The 23,146-nt window shown below is 59.7% G+C and carries 18 protein-coding genes, 3 pseudogenes and 1 riboswitch; of the genes and pseudogenes, 14 read left to right on the forward strand and 7 right to left on the reverse strand.

The annotated features are described in order from the left end of the window. Positions 1-667: 667 nt before the first annotated feature. The 6 genes and pseudogenes from ACSQ3Z_RS15070 to ACSQ3Z_RS15095 all read left to right on the forward strand — a co-directional run bounded on the left by ACSQ3Z_RS15070 (position 668) and on the right by ACSQ3Z_RS15095 (position 7,574). Complete coding sequence (locus tag ACSQ3Z_RS15070; RefSeq protein WP_436173913.1) at positions 668-2,347, forward strand: arylsulfatase; 1,680 nt, start codon at positions 668-670, stop codon at positions 2,345-2,347. Between the two features lie 123 nt (positions 2,348-2,470). Further along, positions 2,471-3,496 (forward strand): HAD family hydrolase, encoded by a 1,026-nt coding sequence (locus ACSQ3Z_RS15075; RefSeq protein ID WP_436172131.1) that lies wholly within the window; start codon positions 2,471-2,473, stop codon positions 3,494-3,496. Between the two features lie 82 nt (positions 3,497-3,578). After that, positions 3,579-4,346 carry a hypothetical protein gene (locus ACSQ3Z_RS15080; protein WP_436172132.1) on the forward strand — a complete coding sequence of 256 codons (768 nt, stop codon included), beginning with the start codon at positions 3,579-3,581 and terminating at the stop codon, positions 4,344-4,346. Between the two features lie 89 nt (positions 4,347-4,435). Further along, positions 4,436-4,906, forward strand: coding sequence for a DUF992 domain-containing protein (locus ACSQ3Z_RS15085; protein ID WP_436172133.1), 471 nt, complete (start codon positions 4,436-4,438; stop codon positions 4,904-4,906). A gap of 478 nt (positions 4,907-5,384) precedes the next feature. After that, a pseudogene (locus ACSQ3Z_RS15090) lies at positions 5,385-6,852 on the forward strand (arylsulfatase). A 446-nt stretch (positions 6,853-7,298) separates the two neighbouring features. After that, positions 7,299-7,574, forward strand: a complete 276-nt coding sequence (locus tag ACSQ3Z_RS15095; RefSeq protein WP_436172134.1) for a hypothetical protein — start codon at positions 7,299-7,301, stop codon at positions 7,572-7,574. 455 nt (positions 7,575-8,029) lie between these two features. On the opposite strand, the gene ACSQ3Z_RS15100 is transcribed toward ACSQ3Z_RS15095, so the two are convergent. Together ACSQ3Z_RS15100 and ACSQ3Z_RS15105 are read right to left on the reverse strand one after the other, a co-directional pair. Further along, positions 8,030-8,302 carry a hypothetical protein gene (locus ACSQ3Z_RS15100; RefSeq protein ID WP_436172135.1) on the reverse strand — a complete coding sequence of 91 codons (273 nt, stop codon included), beginning with the start codon at positions 8,300-8,302 and terminating at the stop codon, positions 8,030-8,032. A gap of 36 nt (positions 8,303-8,338) precedes the next feature. Then, a complete protein-coding gene (locus ACSQ3Z_RS15105) occupies positions 8,339-9,139 on the reverse strand; it encodes a recombinase family protein (protein WP_436172136.1) in 801 nt (266 codons plus the stop codon). A gap of 219 nt (positions 9,140-9,358) precedes the next feature. On the opposite strand from ACSQ3Z_RS15105, the gene ACSQ3Z_RS15110 reads away from it, so the two are divergent. The 4 genes and pseudogenes from ACSQ3Z_RS15110 to ACSQ3Z_RS15125 all read left to right on the forward strand — a co-directional run bounded on the left by ACSQ3Z_RS15110 (position 9,359) and on the right by ACSQ3Z_RS15125 (position 11,460). Next, positions 9,359-10,033: a peroxiredoxin-like family protein gene (locus ACSQ3Z_RS15110; RefSeq protein WP_436172137.1), complete on the forward strand. Its 675-nt coding sequence runs from the start codon at positions 9,359-9,361 to the stop codon at positions 10,031-10,033. Beyond that, positions 9,934-10,344: pseudogene (locus ACSQ3Z_RS15115) on the forward strand (sensor histidine kinase); the annotation flags it as partial. The gene ACSQ3Z_RS15110 and the pseudogene ACSQ3Z_RS15115, both read left to right, overlap by 100 nt. A gap of 2 nt (positions 10,345-10,346) precedes the next feature. After that, positions 10,347-11,018 carry a response regulator transcription factor gene (locus ACSQ3Z_RS15120; protein ID WP_436172138.1) on the forward strand — a complete coding sequence of 224 codons (672 nt, stop codon included), beginning with the start codon at positions 10,347-10,349 and terminating at the stop codon, positions 11,016-11,018. A 105-nt stretch (positions 11,019-11,123) separates the two neighbouring features. Beyond that, positions 11,124-11,460 (forward strand): annotated as a pseudogene (locus ACSQ3Z_RS15125) (response regulator transcription factor). A gap of 310 nt (positions 11,461-11,770) precedes the next feature. On the opposite strand, the gene ACSQ3Z_RS15130 reads toward ACSQ3Z_RS15125, so the two are convergent. Continuing rightward, positions 11,771-12,031 carry a hypothetical protein gene (locus ACSQ3Z_RS15130; protein WP_436172139.1) on the reverse strand — a complete coding sequence of 87 codons (261 nt, stop codon included), beginning with the start codon at positions 12,029-12,031 and terminating at the stop codon, positions 11,771-11,773. 63 nt (positions 12,032-12,094) lie between these two features. Next, positions 12,095-12,193: riboswitch (SAM-I-IV-variant riboswitch) on the reverse strand. 580 nt (positions 12,194-12,773) lie between these two features. On the opposite strand from ACSQ3Z_RS15130, the gene ACSQ3Z_RS15135 reads away from it, so the two are divergent. Then, complete coding sequence (locus tag ACSQ3Z_RS15135; protein WP_436172140.1) at positions 12,774-14,525, forward strand: adenylate/guanylate cyclase domain-containing protein; 1,752 nt, start codon at positions 12,774-12,776, stop codon at positions 14,523-14,525. A 981-nt stretch (positions 14,526-15,506) separates the two neighbouring features. Continuing rightward, the gene (locus ACSQ3Z_RS15140; protein WP_436172141.1) at positions 15,507-16,052 is read left to right on the forward strand and encodes a YHS domain-containing (seleno)protein; all 546 of its coding nucleotides are present in this window, start codon (positions 15,507-15,509) and stop codon (positions 16,050-16,052) included. Between the two features lie 32 nt (positions 16,053-16,084). Here the strand turns inward: ACSQ3Z_RS15140 and ACSQ3Z_RS15145 are convergent, their stop codons facing one another. Both ACSQ3Z_RS15145 and ACSQ3Z_RS15150 read right to left on the reverse strand, forming a co-directional pair. Then, on the reverse strand, positions 16,085-18,277 hold the full coding sequence (locus ACSQ3Z_RS15145; protein WP_436172142.1) for an adenylate/guanylate cyclase domain-containing protein: 2,193 nt from the start codon (positions 18,275-18,277) through the stop codon (positions 16,085-16,087). Between the two features lie 527 nt (positions 18,278-18,804). After that, complete coding sequence (locus tag ACSQ3Z_RS15150; RefSeq protein WP_436172143.1) at positions 18,805-19,719, reverse strand: recombinase family protein; 915 nt, start codon at positions 19,717-19,719, stop codon at positions 18,805-18,807. A 139-nt stretch (positions 19,720-19,858) separates the two neighbouring features. On the opposite strand from ACSQ3Z_RS15150, the gene ACSQ3Z_RS15155 reads away from it, so the two are divergent. Beyond that, positions 19,859-20,533, forward strand: coding sequence for a peroxiredoxin-like family protein (locus tag ACSQ3Z_RS15155; protein ID WP_436172144.1), 675 nt, complete (start codon positions 19,859-19,861; stop codon positions 20,531-20,533). A gap of 146 nt (positions 20,534-20,679) precedes the next feature. Here ACSQ3Z_RS15155 and ACSQ3Z_RS15160 read toward each other — a convergent pair whose 3' ends face one another. Continuing rightward, positions 20,680-21,120 (reverse strand): terminase small subunit, encoded by a 441-nt coding sequence (locus ACSQ3Z_RS15160; protein ID WP_436172145.1) that lies wholly within the window; start codon positions 21,118-21,120, stop codon positions 20,680-20,682. Between the two features lie 243 nt (positions 21,121-21,363). On the opposite strand from ACSQ3Z_RS15160, the gene ACSQ3Z_RS15165 reads away from it, so the two are divergent. Beyond that, the gene (locus ACSQ3Z_RS15165) at positions 21,364-21,846 is read left to right on the forward strand and encodes a DUF992 domain-containing protein (RefSeq protein WP_436172146.1); all 483 of its coding nucleotides are present in this window, start codon (positions 21,364-21,366) and stop codon (positions 21,844-21,846) included. Between the two features lie 309 nt (positions 21,847-22,155). Here ACSQ3Z_RS15165 and ACSQ3Z_RS15170 read toward each other — a convergent pair whose 3' ends face one another. Further along, positions 22,156-22,674 carry a hypothetical protein gene (locus ACSQ3Z_RS15170; protein WP_436172147.1) on the reverse strand — a complete coding sequence of 173 codons (519 nt, stop codon included), beginning with the start codon at positions 22,672-22,674 and terminating at the stop codon, positions 22,156-22,158. Between the last annotated feature and the right edge of the window lie 472 nt (positions 22,675-23,146).

A 23,146-nucleotide genomic window follows, 5' to 3' on the forward strand; every position in this document is an offset into this window, starting at 1 on the left:
GCCGAAGTGCCGTCCCCTCTCCGAGAAAGGGCGGCGCCGGTCGTCATTGAAAGCGCCAATACACCGATGCAAATAATCCTGATTTTCATGATCGTTCCTCCTGCTTGGTTGAGTTCGTCCGCAGACTGCATCTCACCGCTAACTGAAATCCCGATCAACTCATATTGTCCTTGTGGGCAAAACGTCCCTCATCAAGACACGGTGCGGTCGGTTCAGGCGATTGGGTTTGACCTTAGAGCTCGCAAGTTTGCCGCTTTCCTTCTGTAGGCGGATATTGCAACGTCTGCGATTGATCGTTTGCTTCTGGCGCAACATGCTCGTTCTGGCAGATGAGCCGAACGGCAACTTCACCATCTCCAACTTTGCTGGACGTAGAGCAGCTACGATTGCCGCTCCATGGGGCGGCACTGATCACGAGAGACCTGGACATCTAAAAATACGCCTCGGGTCTGCGAGGCCGACGAGCCATCTCTACACGCGGCACTTCCCCAAAGGACAATATCGCCGAGGCCGGCCGATAGCTACCGTCATGTCAGGCCCGGGCGTCTTTTCGCAAGTCGCAACCGACACTCAGGCCTGGAGCCGTTCCAATTCGAACAGTTTTTCGAAGTCCTCCAGCAAACAGGAGCTGAAAATGAGTCGCAGGATCCTTCGTTACGGTATCGGGATGTTGACCGCTGCCGTCGGCCTTTGCGGCGCGCTTGCGCCGCCGGCACAGGCCCAGGAAGCGCAAAAGCCCAACATTCTGTTCATCATGGGCGATGATATCGGCTGGATGCAACCCAGCATCTATCATCAGGGCCTGATGGTCGGCGAAACGCCCAACATCGATCGAATCGGCCAGGAGGGTGCGAAATTCATGACCTACTACGCCGAGCAGAGCTGCACTGCCGGGCGTACCGCCTTCATCACCGGCATGCAGCCGGTGCGCGTCGGCATGGTCCTGCCGGAAATTCCCGGAAGCCCGTCCTACCTGCGGGCCGGCACGCCTCACCTCGCCAGGTTCCTGAATGATCTCGGCTACTCGACGGGTGAGTTCGGCAAGAACCATCTCGGCGATACCACCGAATCCCTGCCGACGGCACACGGGTTCCAGGAATTTTGGGGCTACCTCTATCACCTCGACGCCATGCAAGGGGTGAGCTTCCCCGACATCAACAAGTCGCCTACCGAGCAGGGGATCGCGCCCGCTTGCAAGAACACGCCGATTCCCGGCTTAGCGGAAGACCCGGCGGCCGTGGACCCGAAGACTACGACCTGCCTGACGCCACCGCGTCCAATGCTCGCGTGCACATCCTCCGACGGATCCCCGGCAAATCAATCCTGCAAGGACGCGGGTCCGCTGACGCTGGAGCGGTCAAAGACCATTGACGAGGAAATCTCTGCCAAGGTCGTCGACTTCCTCGACCGAAACGACCCGAAGAAGACCGATAAGCCGTTCTTCGTCTGGTACAACCCGGCGCGCATGCACATCACGACGGTGTTGCCTGACAAATATCTGAATATGATCGGCGAGCCCGGCGGCAAGGACTGGGGCATGAACGAAGCCGGCATGAAGCAGATGGACGACAACATCGGCGTCGTCCTGAAGAAGCTGGAAGACATGGGCCAGCTCGACAACACCATCGTCGTCTTCACCACCGACAACGGAGCCGAGACGATCACCTTCCCGGATGGCGGCACCACCCCGTTCAAGGGCGGCAAGCTCAGCACCTGGGAAGGCGGCATGCGTGCCCCCCTGGTCGTTCGCTGGCCGGGGCACATCGAGGCCGGCATCGTCAAGAACGACATGTTCTCGGCGCTCGACTGGCTGCCGACGCTCGTGAACATCGCAGGCGGCCCGAAGGGTGATGGATTGAAGAAGGAGATCGAAGCGGGCAAATATCCGAATGTCGTCAAGACCACTCTCGACGGCATCGATCAGCGCGACTTCCTGGAAGGGAAGTCGCCATCCGCGCGCGACACTTTCTTGTACTATTCCGGCAAGGAGCCGTCGGCGGTCCGCTACAAGAACTGGAAGATGTACTTCGCGATGGTTTCGGATGACCCAGCCGGGTTCATTAGCGGTGTAATGCCCTATGCCTGGACCCAGGTCGTCAACATCAAGCGTGATCCTTTCGAGACTTCCGTTGGGCAGCAGATCAAGACGCTCTTCGGTATGGGCGGCTCCATCGCGTCACCGTCCACCGCCTACGTCTATGACTGGAACATCCTGCCCATCGGCCAGCAGTTGTGGCTGAAGCATCTCGAGACCTACGTCGCCTTCCCGCCGCTCCAGGACCCTGCAAGCTACAATCTGGAGCAAGTGATGGCGCAGGTCCGGAGCATGAAGACAGGTCACGACTGACCGCCATCTGGCGTGCGATGCGGAGGTGGGCGGCCGGTATGGTCGCCCACCTCGGCGCGGCCATCTCCGTGGCCGCACCCCTATCCTGATGACACCACTTTTAACCGCGGGGAGGAGCGGACAATGACCAACATCTCACGACGGCTTCTGTTGAAGCTCTCGGCCATCTCGGTGCTCGCCGCACGGGCGGTGCCGGCCGCCGCGGCAAGCACCAGCAACACGGATCCACTCCCGTCGTGGAACGACAGCGCGCCGAAGGCGGCCATCGTCGCCTTCGTCGAGAAGGTGAGCAAGCAAGACTCGCCGGACTTCGTGCCGGAGCCCGAACGCCTCGCGGTCTTCGATAATGACGGCACGCTGTGGGTCGAGCATCCCATGTACGTCCAGCTCGCCTTCGCGCTCGACCGCGTCAAGGCCGAGGCGTCGTCTCATCTCGAATGGAAGACGACCCAACCGTTCCAGGCGGTCCTTGAAGGCGACATGAAGACTCTCGCCGCGTCGGGCGAAAAAGGGCTCGTCGAGCTCATCATGGCGACCCATGCCGGTATGACCAGCGCACAGTTCCAGTCGATCGTTACAGACTGGATCGCCACCGCACGCGACCCACGGTTCAAACGCCCGTATACGCAACTCGTCTATCAGCCGATGCTCGAACTGCTCGCCTATCTTCGCGCCAACGGCTTCAAGACCTTCATCGCGTCCGGTGGCGGCATTGAGTTCATGCGCCCCTGGACGGAACAAGTCTACGGCGTCCCGCCGGAGCAGGTCATCGGCTCATCGATCAAGACGCGGTTCGAGATCAAGGACGGGGCACCGACCCTGTTTCGTCTGCCGGCGGTCAACTTCATCGACGACAAGGCCGGCAAGCCGGTCGGCATCAACGAATATATCGGCCGGCGCCCGATAGCCGCGTTCGGCAATTCCGACGGCGATCTTGAAATGCTGCAATGGACGACGCTAGCCAACGGAATGGACACCAAGCCCCGTTTCGGCCTCATCGTCCATCACACCGATGCGGAACGTGAATACGCCTACGATCGCGACACTGATTTCGGCCGCCTCGACCTCGCACTCGATGCCGCGGCGATCAACCAATGGACGGTGGTGAGCATGAAGACCGACTGGAAACAGATTTTTCCAGGGAAGTAGGACCACGGTTTCGTGGTTTCGATCAGGGTGAAAGCAGACGCAAGGACAGTACCGGCAAACTCAAACGCGAAGGACAAATGCAATGAATAGGATTCGCATCACGAGCCTGATGGCTTTTGCTGGAGGTTTGGCCGTGGCAGCCACCGGGGCAATGGCCCAGGACGCCGCCAAGAAGCCGCATGTGCCGCTCGAAAAGACCATCGGCGAGGTTACGCCGACCGGTCCGGTGCCATCGCTCGCCGTCGTCAACTCGGACGGCGCCAAGCTGGAGGGCGGCAAACTGGTCCTGACAGGCGTAGCCAAGAATGCGATTGTATTCGCCGACCGGCCGGTCCGGGCCGCAGGGCATGTCACCACCGAGCAATTCATCATGCAGTGGGATGAAGGCAAGGACAACTTTGCCATCGACCCCCCGAATGCGACCGTCTCGGTGCTCGGCGGCGATGGATCGGATGTAAGCGATGTGGTCGTGACCCTGAAAACTCCGAAGCTGGAAGGAACAACGCTGACGTTCGACGTTGCCGTCCTGGAAGGAAATCTGGACGGCACTGATGGGCCGGCGGCGGTCTTCATCGACAATTTTGGCGGCGGCTTCCATGGCGGTGGCTTCCACGGCGGCTACGCGCATGTCGGTGACGCCACCTTCGCCCACGTCGGCGGATGGCATGGCGGGGGCTATGGCGGGGGCGGCTATTGGCACGCTCCGGTTTACCATGGAGCCTGGTATGGCGGCGCAGGCGTTGCAGCGGGCGTCGTGGCCGGCGCTGCCATTGGAGCCGCGGCGACCGCTCCTTACCGCTACGGCTACGGGGACCAGTGCGGGTACTATCCCTATCCACCGTGCTACTAGGAGGAAATGGCACTTCCAACATTTGGTGGCTCGCTCCCCAGGGAGCGGCCATCGCGAGAAGCGACATCAATTCAAAGGGAGACATGACAATGGCCTACCTTCGCAGCGCATGTTTTGCGCTCTTCGTAGTATCGATCCCCCTCGCTGCGACTGCCCAGAACTCGACACAGGTCGGCACATTGTCGTGCGACGTGTCACGCGGGATCGGCATGTTCGTGGTCGAAAAGCAGACACTTGCCTGCGTTTTCCAAGACCAGAGCGGCAAGCTCGAAAACTATGCCGGTTCAATTGATCAGTTCGGCGTGGAACTCGGCGAGGTTAAGAATGGGCATTTGATCTGGGGCGTGGCGGCGGCGACAAGCGGCCTCCCGGCGGGCGCGCTGGCGGGCACCTATGCCGGTGTGGGCGCCAACGCATCGTTCGGCGCCGGCGCTGGCGCCAATATTCTCGTCGGCGGCAGCGACCGCTCGCTCTCCTTGCAGCCGATCTCCGTCGAGGGTCAGCAAGGCATCAACATAGCGGGTGGTGTCACCACCGTCACCTTGACGGCGACTGATTGAGGAACGACTGGTCGCACAACGCTGGGGGCCGCAGAGGACGCGGGTCCTAGGCTGAGCGCGCGCCCATTGAGGCATGAGATTTTCGCGAAGGGCCTCGCGCACGCACTGCGAGCGGACCCTATTGCTAACTTACCCCTGGATGAAAAAGTACCAGGCTGGCTGGTTGAAGAAGTCGCAGAGCGGTTCTGTTCAGAATATTTTGCCCCAAAGGGCAATACCGCCAACACTTTTTTGATGCCAGCTTTGACAGTACTGCTTGGCATGGCAGGCGTGAACAAGAGATGGGAAGCTCGTCATGAGTGGTAATCATGGTAGTGATCGCCGGCACGGAGTGCAGCAAACGGGCGGACGGATGAAACGGCGCGACCTATTGCTCAGCGGCTGTTCGTTGCTGGTAGCATCAATGCTGCCGGCCGTGCCAAAAGCTCTGGCTCAGACTTCGAAAAAGCCCAACATCCTCGTCATCTGAGGCGATGACATCGGCATTGACAATATCAGTGCCTATAACCTCGGCCTGATGGGCTACAAAACGCCGAACATCGACCGCATAGCCAAGGAAGGCGCTCTCTTCACTGACGCCTACGCCCAGCAGAGCTGCACGGCAGGTCGCGCGTCTTTCATCACAGGAGAGCATCCATTTCGCACCGGGCTGCTGACCATCGGGATGCCGGGTTCGCCGCAGGGGATTCCCGAATGGGCACCGACCATTGCCGACCTTCTCCAAGTGCAAGGTTACGCCAGCGGCCAATTTGGCAAGAACCATCTCGGCGACCAAGACTCGCATCTACCGACGGTGCATGGCTTCGATGAGTTCCTCGGCAATCTTTATCACCTGAACGCGGAGGAGGAACCGGAGACCTATTACTATCCGAAGGACCCCGAGTTTAAGAAAAATTTCGGTCCGCGCGGCGTGTTGCATACTTGGGCAGATGGCAAGGGCGGCCAGAAAATCGAAAATACCGGGCCGCTCACCCGCGAGCGGATGGAAACGGTGGATGAGGGAATCCTCGATGCCGAGCAGAAGTTCGTTGCGCAGGCGGCGAAGGATAACAAGCCATTTTTCGTCTGGTTCAACACCACGCGCATGCATGTCTGGACGCATCTGAAGAAATCCGCCGAGGGCCGCACCGGTATCGGTCTTTATCCCGACGGCATGGTCGAGCATGACGACATGGTCGGCCAAGTGCTGAAGCAGCTTGACGATCTCGGGATCGCCGACAACACCATTGTGGTTTATGGCACCGACAACGGCGCGGAAACCGGGTCGTGGCCGGACGGCGGCACCACACCGTTTCACGGCGAAAAAGGCACTACGTGGGAAGGTGGCTTCCGCGTGCCGATGCTCGTCCGTTGGCCGGGCGTCACCAGCCGGGCACCATCATCAACGACATCTTCTCGCAGGAGGACTGGCTCCCGACATTTCTGGCTGCTGCGGCGAACCCAACATCGTCGAGAAGTTGAAGGAGGGTTACGCAGCCAATGGCAAGACATTCAAGGTTCACCTGGACGGTTACAACTTCCTGCCCTACTTCAAGGGCGAGGTCCCGAAAGGTCCGCGCGAAGAGATATTCTATTTTGGTCAGGGCGGTGAACTGAATGCTGTGCGCTGGAACGTCTGGAAGGTTTCGTTTGCCGTCGTGAATGGCAACATTGCCACCGGCACTCGCGATGTGCCAGGCTGGCCTGAGATCGTCAATCTCCGGGCCGACCCCTACGAGAAGGCACCGCGGGAATCAGGCCTCTATCTGCGCTGGTATGCCGATAACATCTGGCTCTTCGTGCCCGTTCAGCAGAAGCTCAAAACCTTCCTCATGACGCTGCCGCAGTTTCCCTTCCAGGAGGGGAGCAGCTTGAACGCGGCGGGTATCAACTACAACTCGCTGGCGGCGATGGAGGCGATGAACCGCCTGCAACAATTGGAAAGCCTTTCGCCACCGGCAAACTAATCGGCTCCGGGTTCCGGCGAGGCTATGAATGCCAGCGATCTTCCGAGAACCATGGTGTCCGCTGGCGAATTACGCCTCGTCAAGACTCAGCGCCAGCGTGAAACGCGTCAGTATTCTTCAGCGCGGGGTGCAACGCGATCACCAGAGACCGATTGGGACGGGCCTCATCCGCGAAACCGCTCAGTGCGCCAGACGGTTCTCCCGTCGACCTTTATCGGTTTGTGGATCATCAGGCGCTTGGGCAGGTGCTCGGGATGGACCTCGATCGAGGGCGTGACGGTGGCGCTTCCGGCTGCCGGTAATTGGGCGACGAGACTCCACCGCAAGTTCCCTAAAGGACAATATCGCGGAGCCAAGTGCTCTCCTATGGTTGACCTAGGGGTAGGCCCGACCCGTGCCGATCCCGCACGAGCACGAAATCAAAGCAACCAAGAGAGGAAATGACCATGAACATCAAGATGCTTTGCATGGGCGCGATGGCGCTTTCGATGATGGCCGGCGCCGCACTTGCCGAGCACGGCGGCGCCCTCGACGAGCCGACGAAAATGGCGCCCTTCTACACCGCTGCCGATATGAAGACCTTAAAGTCGGAAGCCGACTTCAAGGCCGCTTGGACGGGGTTGAAAGACGAGGATCGCGCCGCGATAAAGCAGGAATGCGGCGACATAGCCACTGATGACCAGGGGCATGGCGACTTCTGCACGATGGTTGGCCACCAGTAAACGCAGCCGGAAGTCGGAGATGGCGGGCAGCGTTGCCTGCCATTTTTCCATGACCGGATCTTTTCCCTCAGCGCTCATGAGGTTACCGGCGGCGAGCGCGTTCATCCATGTCACGTTGGCTAGCTGCTAAACGACGCTTTCAGATCGGCCCACGAAACTTCCGATAAGCGCCCATGGGCTGCCGTCGGACCAACTTTGCCGAACGGCAGCTGAGGGTCAGATCGTGTCATGCGACACTCGCGAACGAACGACCGCAAAAGGGTCGAACTCGGTCGTTCAGAGTGATTTGGGTTTTGGGGATGAGAGCGGCCGGCCATAAGAAGTTCCCGAAATGTGAACGAGGGTGTCGGTAGCGCGCGCCTGATAGGGGCCCCACAAGCCACCCCCACCCCCCGCCACCGACGAACCCCGGCGGGGCGGTGCTGGGGGCGCCATGGTAATTTGCCAGTGCGCTATTATCGGCGGAGGTCGATAATCTTGAAATCCGCCTCCAAGTCGTCACCTTCGGCCGAGACAGCGAATGGGCTCACCATTACCCGGGATGGATCATATAAGTCGACAAACAGCCGCTTTGCAGCCTCAAAGTCGGGGGCGGAAAGCTCCTCATTGTTGACTTCAACTGTCCAGTCGCCATAGGGCGTGCACCAAGTTTGGCCAACCTGGATGCCGCCAAGCGTGGTGTCGACGAAAAAGTGACCGCAATCATTTATCCAAAGCTGCAAAGCCATTTCCTGCCCCCAAAAATCAAAGAGATTGTCGCATGGCTACCAGCGCGAACCAAGCGGTGTCCGCATTCCGGGATCCGCAGTCTCGGTCATATCGTCCTTGAGCTCGGCAGCAACTGGGTCAAGGGGCCAAGACAATGATCTCGCCTCGCCCTTGAGTGGCTTGCCACGCCTACTTGTGGATGCCAGCATTCTCGAGACTGCAGTCGGTGTGTACTGCGTTCCAGCACTCGACAGATACCCCGCGTCCGCCAACGCCTTCGCAACGTCGGCCAGGGTGCGCTGGCGGCCATTGACCGGATAACGGTGCAGCTTCTTTGCGAGCGCAATCATTGCAAGCCCGCCGTCGATCTCAGAATAGTTCCTGCGACCGCCGACCTTCCTGCCCGTCGCCAAACGTTTACGCTCACGGGCACCTTTGAGTTTTTCCACAAGCATCGACTTTTCGAATTCCGCCACGGCGCCGAGCACTTGGCGGATCAGGTTTGCAGTCGGCGTATCAGTTACGAAGCTCTCCGGGCTATCGAAAGCGATCAGGTCAATCCCACGCGACCTAAGCATCTCGTAGCCAGTTTCTTGGACGACAAGATCGCGGGCAAAGCGGGAGGCGGTCTCGACCAAGATGGTGCGTACGCCGTTGGAGAGCAGTCGCTCCAACATGGCAGAAAAGCCAGGGCGCGCGGTAACCGGATCTGCGCCGCTTACCGCTGCATCGTAGTAGGTCTCAACGACTTCAAAGCCGGCTGAGCGGGCAAATGCTTCGATGGCCTCGCGCTGGCGCCTTTCGCTGTCTTTGTCGGCGCCGACGTTGGCTGCGGATGAGGTACGAAGATAGGCCACAGCCTGCCTCAAGGCCTTACTATTCATAGTTTGTCGCCGCGTGAAAATGGCCGGAAATCAAGCTCGGAAAGTGCCGACACTAAGGTAGCGCCGCAACGTCCGCCATCTCTGTGCTACATTGCAATTTCAACAGCACAGGAAGTATGTGCCGAACACGGGCTGGAGCCGGAAGTAGCGCCGCGCTTTCGTTGCTGGATTGACCCGCGAGGAGGATCAAGCATGTCTGACCGCGCCGACGTAGGCCCTCTGCAACTGGGCGAAACGGCGCCCAATTTCGTGCTCGACGCGATTACTCGCGAGGGCAAGATAGCTATCGACGATTTCCGCGGCGAGAAGCCAGTGCTGGTCGGACTGTATCGAGGTCTCCATTGTCCTTTTTGCAGGCGTCATATCGCGACGGTTTCGCTGCTCACACCAGCCCTTAACGCAAAGGGCATCGAAACCCTCACGGTGGTGAACACGCCCATCGAACGGGCACGCCTTTATCTCCGTTATCATCCGATGCCGGCTCTGCTCGCGGCGTCTGATCCTGAGCGGGCTTCACACCGCGCCTTTGGGCTCCCCAATATGCAGATCACCGAGGGCGAGAGCGTATGGCCGCACAAGGTCTCAATGAGCGATGTGAAGGCGATGCGGGTCAACGTGCCGGGCGAAATGCCTGAGCCGATGGATCCGTTTGCCACGCTCGAATATCTGAACAAAAAAGACAATTACGATATCACTGAAGCGGACCAGCAAATGATGGCGACCGGCGTGGGCCAGCTCATGGGTCAGTTCCTGCTCGACCGCAACGGCGTCGTTCGGTGGACGTTCGCGTCGTTGTCAGCGCCGAAAAACCGGGCCATCGACTACCGGTCAGGGCCGACAGGGTTCATCTTCAGCAAGTCATTCTGAACCTGGCAACCAATGCGATGGACGCCATGACTGATGCCTCTACCATCGATCGCAAGCTGACGTTTCACGCCGCGCTGCATGATGACGCGAAGGTAGAGCTGTCGATTTCCGACACTGGGCACGGCATTCCGAAAAACCGCCTCGACAGTGTGTTCGATGCGTTCTACACGACCAAATCCACTGGCACCGGGCTTGGGCTCTCAATCGCCCGCGCCATCGTGGAAACCTACGGCGGAAAGATCTGGGCGGACAATCGTGCCGGTGGCGGCGCCGTATTCCGTTTCGTCCTGCCACTCGCCCAAGCTGCCTGACCATGGAACCGATCATCCACATCATCGATGACGACGCGTCGTTTCGAACGGCGCTCGGTCGGATCGTCGAAGTTTCGGGCTATCGGGCCAACTGCTACGAGTCGGGCGAGGATTTCCTGGCTCGGGTGCCTGAATCCGAAGCCGGATGCATCCTGCTGGATCTGCGTATGCCCGGGCTCAGCGGCCCGGAGCTGCAGGAAAGGCTCGCGCAGGCGGTGCCGCTGCTTCCCATCGTCTTTTTGACGGGCCAAGGCACCATCGCAGCCAGCGTCCAGGCGATGAAGGCAGGCGCCGATGATTTTCTGGAGAAACCCGTCTCGTCGAAAATCTTGCGAGCGGCGATCGAGCGCGCGCTGGTGCAGAACGAGAAGCGGCGCGCCGGACACGATCAGATTCAGGTGCTTCAGGCCAAGGTGTCAAATCTTACGCCCCGCGAAATCCAGGTTTTCGACTTTGTTGTTCGCGGCAAGCGGAACAAGCAGGTTGCGTATGACTTGAACACATCCGAGCGAACGATCAAGGCGCACCGGCACAGCATCATGGAAAAGCTAAGCGTGACCTCGCTGGCCGAGATGGTGTCTATCGCCGAGCGACTAGGGCGCATCGAGCCAACGCCCATAGTCCCAAATCCAACGCCCGATTCTTCACCAAAGGCCAATATCCAGCGACATTAACTCGGCTCACAATCCCGTTCGAAACGCTCATGCCCGTCAGCCCTTCGAGGAACGAATTTGGAAAGCCCGCCATGGACAGTGGCTGTCGTGGAAGATGATCCGAGCATGCGAAGAAGCATCGAACGGTTGCTATACGCACACGGTTACAAAACCATGGGGTAACGATTCGGCAGAAAGATTTCTCGAACGCGATGCTTCCAGCACTATAGCTTGCCTGGTGCTCGACATTCATCTTGGCAATATGTCCGGCATCCAATTGCGCCATTGGCTAACCGATTCAGGCTCTAGCTTACCGGTTATCTTCATCACTGCCGTCGACGACGACACTCTTGAAGCGCAGGCGCTTGCAGCAGGCTGCCTTGCATATCTGCACAAACCATTCGCAGCCAAGCTTTTGCTTTCTGCTATCGCCAAAGCCCTCGCGGGACCATCAGACGCGTAAGTGAGTTTTCTGTTCGATGTCGTCCGGCAAGGCCCGATCTTGGGGCTACTGTCCGCTTCAGAAGCTTGCAGTTGGTGCGCCACAATCCTCCGAAACGAGCGCGGTATTGGGAGGCCGCTTTGGGTCAACTCAGGACATCGGATCCTGGAGATTTAACGTCCGCTATCGTTCTTCCCTGCACCACAAGCGGACCTACTGCTCCCGGCCCGAATCGGACGTTCGTTGACAACCGGTACTGACCTAAGTGGGCATTCGCAGCGGGCTTGGACTTTGCGAAGCTTGATCGGCCTTCCGCGTCAACCCGCAGCAGTCAACCCCGTATCATGGAGTGCAAGATGGCCTGCATGTGCTCTTCCAGGTCGAGCTCGCCTCGTGCCTCAACAGTCAACAGGTACTCGGCCTTGGCTCGGCGGTCGTCCCGGCTGATCGCAGGATAGGAACAGATGTCCAGCAATGCTTCCTGTTCAACTCGGTCTGCCATCTTGCGGTCGTGCCAGCTGCTGCCCGCTCGATGAACTGCTCGATGGAGCGCGGCATAGGCGGTCACATGGGTTGCGATCATCGCCTGCAATTCGCGCGAAGTACCCTCCCCTTCATGAAAATGCCCTCCATCGTTTCGCACGCATCTGGAGGGCTGGCGACCTACTGTTGCCCCGTTCAGGGCCACATCGTCTTCACCACCGTTGCCGGTCAGGCTGGTTGGCGGGGCCGAAGCCCTCTCTGGATGCACAGATCAGTTTAACAAAAACGATTGCACTTCGGCAAGTTTTCTCCTCGTGGTTGAAGTTTGGGGGGTGTGAGATCGAGCAGATTTGAGGCTCCACAAACCACCCCCACCCCGCTACAGGACAAACCCCGGAGGCGGGTGCCGGCGACCGGCCGTCCCGGCGGCGGCGATCTCACCCGCTGGCGTTCTAGTCTAGAGTCAAACTCTACCAACTGGCTGCCGCCGATGGCCGAGGTGAATGGGAAGTTGCCGTTCGGCTCAACAGCCAGAACGGGCACGTTGCGCCAACTACCAAGCCACTACTCGGACGTCGCGTTCTTGGGCCGAGAGCAGTAGGTCCGCTTGTAGCTAGGGAGTGACGATAGCGGACGTTCAACCTCCAAGGTCTGATGTCGTGAGCTGACCCTAAAATAGCCCTCCGGCAGCACCCGCGATCGGACCATAAACCACGCCATGTGAGGAATGGCCAAAGCGACGTGGTAAGTTGATCTGTGCTGGCGCCGGCACTGCACGCTCGCATCCGAGGCAGGACTAGAATACGCTCGCCGCCCGGAGCTTCGACCTATGAAAGAGGCAGGACACAAGTATGGAGCGACGCCTCACCGCAATCCTTGCTGCCGACGTCGTCGGCTACAGCCGCCTCATGGGAGCCGACGAGGTTGGCACGCTCGCACAGCTGAGGAGGCTTCGCGCCGAAGTGATCGAGCCCAAGATCACAGAGTCGCACGGACGCATCGTCGGTTCCGCTGGCGACAGCCTTCTTGTCGAATTCGCCAGCGCAGTCCACGCGGTGCAGTGTGCGGTCGAAGCCCAGGAGGGATTGGCCGCTCACAATGCAAGTTTGCCCGAAGAAAAGCGCATGACTTTCCGCATGGGCGTGAATTTGGGCGACGTGATTGCAGAGGACGATACGATCTACGGTGATGGCGTGAACATCGCCGCGCGGATCGAGAAGCTTGCAGAACCTGGCAGCGTCTGCGTCGCGAGCAACGTCTACGAGCAGGTCAAAGGCAAACTAGACTACGCCTACACCGACCTCGGTAGCCATCAGGTCCACAACATCGTGGCGGCGGTGCGCGCCTATCGGGTCAGTCGAGCAAAACCCACTTCGGCATTCTCGACAAGGGATACGCTGACGCTTCCCGAAAAACCGTCCATCGCGGTCTTGCCATTCGACAACCTAAGTGGCGACCCCGAGCAGGGCTACTTCGCTGATGGCATGGTGGAGGAGATCATCACCGCGCTGTCCCGGACGCGCTGGCTGTTCGTCATCGCGCGCAACTCGAGCTTTACCTACAAGGGCCGGGCAGTGGACATTAGGCAGGTTGGACGCGAGCTTGGTGTGCGCTACGTGCTTGAAGGGAGCGTGCGCAAGGCGGCGAGCAGGGTGCGCATCACCGGGCAGCTTATCGATGCGACAACGGGTGCACATCTATGGGCCGACCGTTTCGACGGCGGGCTGGAGGACGTTTTTGACCTGCAGGAGGAAGTGACCAGGAGCGTCGTCGGAGCGATCGCTCCGAAGCTGGAAGAGGCAGAGATCGAGCGGGCCAAGCGCAAGCCGACCGAGCACCTTGACGCTTACGACTACTATCTGCGCGGGATAGCAAGCCTCCACCAGTTGACCAGGGAATTCACCGCAAACGCCCTCCAGTTGTTTTACAAAGCCATCGAACTCGACCCCGAATTCGCCTCGGCATACGGCATGGCCGCCTGGTGTGCCGTCATACGCAAGGCGAACGGTTGGATGACGGATCGCAAGCAAGAAACCGCCGAGACGGAACGCCTGGCTCTGAAGGCAGTGGATTTGGGGAGGGATGACGCGGTTGCGCTCGCACGCGGCGGGAGCGCGCTCGCCTTCGTCGTGGGCGACAACAATAGCGGGGCAGCGTTCATTGATCGTGCGCTTGCGCTCAATCCGAACCTGGCCACTGCGTGGCTATTCAGCGGCTGGGTCAGAGCCGACCTCGGTGATACGGAAACCTCACTCCAGCACCTGGCGACTGCGATACGCATGAGCCCAGTCGACCCGCTCATTTTCGATATGCAGATTGCGGTTGCAGTGGCTCATCTCTTCGCTGGTCGATTTGAGGAGGCATCATCTTGGGCTGAAAGGTCGTTGCGGGAAAAGCCGGACTTTTTGCCGTCGTTGCGCATTGCGGCTGCAAGCTATGCTCACGCCGGCCGAACCGAGGATGCGCAAAAGGTGGTGAGCCGAATTCTCGCCCTCGATCCTAGCCAACGAATTTCCAATCTCGCCGACGTCGTTTCAATCATCCGTGCGGCCGATATGGCTCTGCTTTCAGAAGGTTTGCGAAAGGCGGGGCTGCCGGAATAGCGCTGCCATGCTGGCGCATCGATCGCGAGTTGGTAGTTAAAACGTGGGCAGCCTGCTCTTCACGGAGAGCGGGCTTGTGGTCGAACCGGCGCAGGCCCCGATCTCGGCATTCCGTTCGAGGGGACGAGAGGGCCATTGAACGCCACATGAAGCGCTCTGCAAAGCCACTGGATCTGGCACTTCGGCGTGTTTCGACGACACAGAGATTGTGAGCTCCGCTTTGAGCGAGAGATGGGTGCCCCACCGGACAGGCGGATCAAACCCCGTATTGCGGTGGCGCCAACGGACTCTTCGGGAACGACATTTTAGAGAGTGTCACCGCGGGCTCAGTCGCGAACTTTTTCAACGAAACCGGCCAAGAGCGGACTTTGCGCGCTCGGGCTTGCGACCCACATTCTCAAGCAGACTGGGTCCTACGAGCAGGCGAGCTACGCGATTCAGGACACTCCCGACATGGTGGCTAAGCACTATGGCCGCTTCTTGCCCCAGGACAAAGCTGCCCTGGCAGCGAGGATACTGAATCAAGTGTGGGAAGCTGCATGAACTGGTGGGCAACTAATGTTAACATTGTGGCTAATTAAACGCGCCGCCATCGCGGCGAAAACTGCCCGATAAAATTCTAAGCGGCTTCGTCCGAGGTTTGATCCGGAATGACGTCGATTAGGCCGCAAGCGGACTGGCAGCTTCAGGCTGCGAATCTTCAAGCGGACATTATGGGCGGCGTGGGCATCGTCATGACCTGACCCGTTGCTGACCTTGCTGACTACCCGACGAAGGTCCGGCACGGATGGGGGATCCTGCAGTTCAGCATGGTCGCTGAAGCGACTCAATCGCGCCAGCAGCACGCCCGCGCGCCGCACGTCTCACACCGCACCCGAATAGGGAACCATTCCAGTACCTCCGCCTTACACAAACTATCATGGAGGTGGTGCTGTTCACTGGTCAATTGATTTACCCGCGCGAGCGGAGCATACTTCGAGCATGGCACATGTCTGCTACGCTGGTAGATCGCTGAACTCAGAGCGGCGATTGGGAGTGTCACGCCCCTCTCTAAAGGCTTCGTGTCGCCTGATTCTGGCGCCAACGCTTCTGGCGCTGTTTGTTGGCCTGCTCGCCGTGCCCGGTCTGGCTCGCGCGAAGGATTTGATCAATCAGTCCTCAGACGGGACTGCGATCCGGGGCTATGATACGGTTGCCTATTTCACCGATGCCACGGCGGTCAAAGGATCGGATGAATTCAGCTACACATGGCTCGGCGCCACTTGGCACTTTGCCAGCGCCAAGCACCGCGATCTGTTTGCGTCCGATCCGGTCAAATATGCTCCTCAATATGGCGGGTATTGTTCAGACGCCATGGTCGATGGGTTCACGGCCAACGCCAACCCCGAAGCCTGGCGGATCGTCGAGGGCAAGCTCTACCTTAATGCCTCGCAAGAGGTGCTTCTGGAGTGGGAAAGCAATGCTGCCGACGAAATCGAAAAGGCGGACTCCCAGTGGGGGGTCATTAAGGCCCACCTGACCGACTAGCCGACCGCTATCGCTTGCGGTGGGTTTGAAAGCTACTTCATTACTGAAAATCTGTAGATACCGCGGGGACTCGCGTACACGTACTCGTCTTTCGTCTCGGGCGTTCCATAGGGATTTCGGTATACACTGCCACAATGCTTGCGGTCCATGAGCACGGCCTCACTTCGCTGGCAAAGCCCGTCCCCTTCTACCGAAGCGCTACCCGTTACCAGACTGGCTCTGTCACGGTATGCAAGCGTCCCGTTCCGGCTGACCTCCTGCACGAACGGACCAACGCGAAGGCGCTCGCCTTTCCACTTCCGGCCGAAGGTCAAGGCCGTGACCTCGCTGGCGTCGAGACGGAGTTCCGGGCGTCCACGATAGCCGTACGGCCACTCCGACACTCCGGCCTCCTGCAGGGCGTCGATCAAGTGATCCAGGTCCTCCTTGCGCCTGAAGTGGGAATTTCGCACCCGAAGGAGTTCAAGGTTTAACGAATCGTCGAACGCGAGCATTTCTCTCACTGTGGCGCGCGCATCGGCCGGCCGGCCGAGCTTGACGTAGACCGCGGCTATGACGTCGAGATAGCGCACGCCGCCCTCGCGAGCCTTCTCCAGCTCTTGTAGCGCTCTCTCATAGTCGTGATTGTAAAAGAGAACCCAGCCGAAATCGGCGCGGAAATGCGGATGGGGTTTCGGATCGGTTCGGAGCGCAGCTTCCATCGCTGCCAGCGCTTCGGAATGTCGCCCTGCGACGGTCAGGGCGCCGGCGAGATAAGCATAACCCTCGGCGTTGTTAGGCTGGAGCGAAATGCCTTGGCGTGCGGAGTCTATGGCTTGGTCGTGCCGGCCGTCCGCTGATTGCAGGGTGCTCAAGATGAAATAGGGCTTCGGGTTCTCGGCATCCAGCGCCAGTGCCCGGCTAGCAGACTCGTAGGCCTCCTTGCGAGCGACCGGGATCGGTCGGACAGTTTCGATTTGATAGAGCCAGACATCGGCAACGATCCGGGCATAGCCGGCATAGGCGTCGGCGAATTTCGGATCGAGCGCGATCGCCTTCTGGTAGAGTGCGAGAGCCTTATTCTGGGTCGTACCCCAACCGCGGCCCAGTGTTTCGGCTTGCAGATAGTAGTCGTAAGCCTCAAGGTTGTCGGTTGGCGGCTTGCGCTGGAGCTTGTTTCTTTTCTCTTCGGGCAGTTCGTAGCCAAGAACCCTTGTGGCGATGCTTGCGGTCAGTTCGTCCTGGACGCGGATGACATCTTCTGGGCTTCGGTCGAAAGTCTCCGACCAGACAAGGCGCTTGTTGGTGGTTTCGACCAACTGTGGCTTGACGAGAATCCTGGCCCCAGAGTCTTGCAGGCTGCCCTGGAGGACGTAAGTGACGCCGAGGTCACAACCGACCTCCGCGACGTCGATACCACCACCTTTGTAAATCCGGGTGGAGTTTCCTGCGATGACAAAGAGGTCACCTAAACGCGACAGATTCCCAATGACATCCTCGCTGAGCCCATCGGCGATGCGCAACCGCTTTGGGTCCTCGCCGACATAGTCGAATGGAAGCACCGCGATCGATGGCTTCTCCGATGCTAAAGCGCATGCGGGTTCGCGCCAATAGCCGTTCCAAGCGACTGCGGCGGTAATGATCGCCAATACGAATGCGGTCGCCGCAGCGGCCGACCATCGCCCAAACCTGCGTATCGGCCACCTGAGCGGCCGCGGTCGTGCCGCCTTTCCGTCGAGCACCACCCGATACATCGATATCGGCTCGGCAATGTTCTTGACGCGATGCTCGCCAAGCGACTCCAACTGCAACGAGAGCTTGTGTTTCACGGTTTCGGCGACGGTCCGAGACACGCAGATGCCGCCCGCATCGGCTACCTGCTGCAGCCGTGCAGCGACGTTGACCCCGTCGCCATGGCGATCCTCACCTTCAACGATCACGTCGCCTAGGTTCACGCCGATGCGCTCGAGAATGCGCTGATGCGCTGGGACGTCAGCGTTACGCTCCGCCATGCCTTTTTGGAGGACGACAGCACACTCAACCGCATCGACGACGCTGCCGAACTCGGCCAAAAGGCCGTCGCCCATCAGCTTGAAGATGCGGCCATTGTGCTTTTCGATCTCAGGCTCGAACAATTCCTTGCGGTGCGCGCGCAAGCGCGTGAAGGTGCCTGCCTCATCTTGCTCCATAAGGCGGCTGTACCCGACCACGTCCGCGGCGAGGATTGCGGCGAGCCGGCGTTCCATTGCAGGTTGCCCCCGGCGACTACGATGCTCCGATCGCCGAATCCTAGGGCCAAAACGACTCGATAGCGAGTCTGCTTCGGGCCAACTCGCCATTTGAGTCCCCAAAAGGAAAGTTGCTGATAGGTCGGATCGTGACACTCGCGAGATTGCCTATGTCGGGAATTGGCGCGATCGCGTCGTAGCGCAACGCGAAGATGTGACCCCTCCGAGACGTTTGCCTGCGATGATGACATGAAGGTCAGAAACTGGCGCGACCGCGACCTCCAGCATGGCCACCCGCGATGACTGCTTCCGGGCGGAGGCAAAGTTCGTCTCTATGGCCGACATGCGGCGCAAAGCTGCCATTCACAACGCGGACAATGAAGGTCACCGTTGGGTTCGAAATTCCGTCTTTCGGAGCTATTTGGGTTTTGGGGGCGAGAGAGGCGGCTATGATGAACCTGAATGAGGCGGGCACGCCTGATAGGGGCCCCACAAGCCACCCCCGCCCCCGCCGCCGACAAAGCCGGGGGGGTGCCGCGGGCCGGCTACCAGCGCGAGCCGAGCGGTGTCCGCATTGCGAGCTCGGCGACCTCTTGTTGCAACTCTGCAGCGGCTGGTTCAAGCGCCGAGGGCGATGATTTGGTCTCCACCTTTCGTTGCCTCGCCAGCGCGCTTCCGCTTGACGCCAGCATTCGCGAGACTGCAGTCGGTGTGTACTGCGTTCCAGCACTCGACAGATACCCCGTGTCCGCCAGCGCCTTCGCAACGTCGGCCAAGGTGCGCTGGCGACCATTGACCGGATAACGGTGCAGCTTCTTCGCCAGCGCAATCAGCTCAAGTCCGCCATCAATCTCGGCATAGTTTCGGCGCCCACCGACTTTCTTGCCGGTCTCGCGGCGCTTGCGCTCGCGGGCACCTTTGAGCTTCTCCACCAGCATCGCCTTCTCGAACTCAGAGACCGCGCCGAGCACTTGGCGAATCAGGTTCGCCGTCGGGGTGTTGCCGACAAAACTGTCGGGACTGTCGACAGCTATCAACTCGATCCCGCGTGATTTCAGCATCTCATAGCCGGTCTCTTGAACGATCAGATCGCGGGCAAAGCGGGAGGCGGTCTCGACCAAGATGGTGCGTACGCCGTTGGAGAGCAGTCGCTCCAACATGGCAGAAAAGCCAGGGCGCGCGGTAACCGGATCTGCGCCGCTTACCGCTGCATCGTAGTAGGTCTCAACGACTTCAAAGCCGGCTGAGCGGGCAAATGCTTCGATGGCCTCGCGCTGGCGCCTTTCGCTGTCTTTGTCGGCGCCGACGTTGGCTGCGGATGAGGTACGAAGATAGGCCACAGCCTGCCTCAAAGCCTTATCACTCATAGCTTGCCGCCCATTGATCATATCGTTTGCTTCAGCATTTGACAAATCTTGGCGCGAAAATGGCCGGAAATCAAGCTCGGAAAGTGCCGACACTAAGGTAGCGCCCCAACGTCCGCCATCTCTGTGCTACATTGCAATTTCAACAGCACAGGAAGTATGTGCCGAACACGGGCTGGAGCCGGAAGTACCGCCGCGCTTCCGTTACTGGATTGACCCGCGAGGAGGATCAAGCATGTCTGACCGCACCGACGTAGGCCCTCTGCAACTGGGCGAACGTGCGCCCAATTTCGTGCTCGACACGATTACCCGCGAGGGCACAATCGCTATCGACGATTTCCGTGGCGAGAAACCAGTGCTGGTTGGGCTGTATCGAGGTCTCCATTGTCCTTTTTGCAGGCGTCATATCGCGACGATTTCGCTGCTCACCCCAGCCCTCAACGAGAAGGGCATCGAAAGCCTGACAGTGGTCAACACGCCCATCGAGCGGGCGCGCCTCTATCTGCGGTACCATCCGATGCTCGGCCTGCTCGCGGCATCCGATCCGGAGCGGACTTCACACCGCGCCTTTGGATTGCCGAATATGCAGATCACCGAAGACGAGAGCGCATGGCCGCAAAAGGTTTCGATGGGCGATGCGAAGTCGATGCGGGTCGACTTGCCGGGCGAGATGCCGGAGCCGATGGACCCGTTTGCGGCGCTCGAATATCTGAACAAGAAGGACAGCTACGATATCACGGAAGCGGATCAACAGTTGATGGCCACCGGCATGGGGCAGCTCGTCGGCCAGTTCCTGCTCGACCGCGACGGTGTCGTTCGCTGGACCTCCACCGAGGTTCTCGATGGCGGCCTGTTCGGCGCTCCGAATACGCAAGAGCTAATGTCGGCAGCGTCGCATATTGGTCAGTAGCGGCGCAGTGCGGAGCGGGTGCCAGCGGCAGCCTCCCGCTTTGGCCACGAGCGAACTGACCGGGCCAAGGAAGGGCGCACAGTTGATCGAACGCCTTAGTCGGCCCTCGACACCGGGCGCAACGGATGCGCGTCTGGGCGGCCCGCCTAGTTGACACGCTTCGGCGCGAACCTTCTGACCCAGTCGTCCATAGATATCGATTTGTCGGTCGTCGGTGTCCGCGAGGGCTTTCTGAGGGTGCTTTCGACTTCGGTACGGTCAATGACCAAGCCCAAAAGTTTCGCCTTGCCCATGATCGCGCTCACACCAGCTGACGGCTGACCGACCCTCGTGGCCAACTGCAACATGTCTTCCAATTCGGCGACGAGGCTGTCGACCGTGATTTCCGAGCGCCTTGCGGCCTTGGCCTGCAACTCGGCAACGCGGGCGGCCACCTTAGGCAACCTGACCATCTTTGAGGCCTCCACCTCGGCGGCGTTGCCGCGCGCAGCATAGCCAGCCGCGATATAGGCTCGTGACTGGGGAAGGCCTTCGGCGACGCCAAGGCAGAACCGCTCCTGCCGCATGTTCAGTTTGGTGATGGGCATTGTGGTGTCAGGATACCGCAGTCGCTTTCCTAACGCCACAGAAAGTTAAACTCAATCAGCTGGCTGCCGCCATTGGCCGAGATGCGTCCGGTGATGCCCCCGGGCGAGACGCCGACCTGCCCCAATTGCCAGAGGCCAACAGGTTCCGGAACAAAATGCGGATAGTCTCCTTTTGTAGGTATGCTGAAAAGGAGCGCTCACACCTCCAGGGAAGTCTTGAACATCTCACAGGGAGAAACCAAAATGCGTAAACGTCTCGCAGCCATCACTCTTGTCGCGATCGCCGCGTCCATTGTGCCCAGCGCGGCTCAGGAGGCCAACACGACGTTCGGCCTGCTCGACTGCATTGTCGAAGGCGGCACAGGCTTCATCATCGGCTCGCAAAAAGCTCTGATATGCACCTTCACCTCGGCCAACAAGAAGGTCGCACCCGAAACATATGTCGGGGTCATCAAGAAGTTCGGGCTGGACGTCGGCCCGACGAGCAAGACGGTGCTGCGGTGGCGGGTGCTCGCGCCAACTGGTAACGTCTATGCGCCTGGCGTGCTGGCCGGCAACTACAGCGGCGTCAGCGCCGAAGCAACGGTCGTGGTAGGCGGCGGTGCCAATCTTCTGGTTGGAGGATCCAACAGGACCTATACCTTGCAGCCACTCAGTCTCCAGGCGCAGACCGGCCTAAACGTTGCAGCCGGCGTGACCAGTTTTCAACTTCGCGCCGCCAAATAGAGTATTGCGCCCTCGGCGCGTTCACAACCGCCACACCCGCGCCCATCACCTGCGTGGTCTATCGGTTCAGCGACAATCGGCGCGGGCAGGACATGTTGACGTCCAAGGACGAAGCGAAGGCCTCGCCGACATGTCCCTGTCCGCGATAGCCCGCCTCGACATAAGCCGCCTTTCCGGTGAGGCCCTTGGCTAGACCTTGTGCAAAACGATCGTGGCGCGGGTTTTGAAGGATCGACATAGGTCAAGAATACCGCAGTGAGGAGCAAAGCGCACGTCTGTTGCTCCGACCGCTTCTAAAGGGATACCTTGTCACCAAATCGCAAACCCGCCAGAGTGGCGCAAGAATTCGATAAATTCGCGCACGTCGCTCACATACAGATCTCTGTACGAACCATATTCCTTCAGTGTGCCCCATCCATCACAGCGGTCGCACCATCCAACTTTCCCAGCACGCGGATTGCCCTTTGGCTCGTCGGCGACGATCCTGTCTGGATATCCAGCCTTGCGACCTGCCTCGTCGCAGCGAATGCCGGTACCGTCGCAAACGTGGCATTCGCGGCGCGGATGCTGAGCCAGGTAGGCGTCACGCTCGGCGACATAGCTCTCCACGACGCCCTCCGCCAGGCAGCGCTCGAGTCGATCGGCGAGAGCTATGCTAAGTTCGGCATCGAGGCCGTCGCCGTTATTGAAGTGCCAGTTTTCATAGGCATGCGTTTCGGCCGGGACGAGCCGGCGCACACAATTGACGATCGTCTCCCAGTTCCCCCTGTGCTCGAAGCGCTCGCCTGCTCGTGCGTCGGGACGTCTTCCGTTTATATCGTAACTCATGGCAGTTTTCTCCTATACTTGACCGATACGGTCCGCACTTCGGAAGGTGTTCACGACCGACAGACGTCGGTCTCTCTTGCGGCTAGATGCAGCTTGGCCTAGGAAAACTTAGGCGTGCGCCGTAGTGCGGGCAGCGCGTCTTCCCGCCCCGACACGCTTGAGGTCTTGGTCTTCGGGTTTTCGAGTTCCATTGCTACCTCCATATTTGCCCGGATCCGCCGGGCGCCGGTTGCGACTTGAGATCGCCGGATTAGCGTTTCGGACGTCTTCCCGATTGTTGGTTTGGCGAGATGTCGGGCACTGAATTTTCCGCATCCGAGCCCCGAGCCGACCGGGTGAGACGGTCATAGAGTTCCCGATCCACGATCGGTGGCAGGATTGGCTTGCGATTGATCGGCGGTGGTGGCGGCGCATTGCGCTCATTGTCGTGGGCGATCGGCCGCCGCTGGAACGGGATCTGGTCATCAGGCCC

Source organism: Mesorhizobium sp. LjNodule214 (assembly GCF_964252735.1).
Lineage (GTDB): Bacteria > Pseudomonadota > Alphaproteobacteria > Rhizobiales > Rhizobiaceae > Mesorhizobium.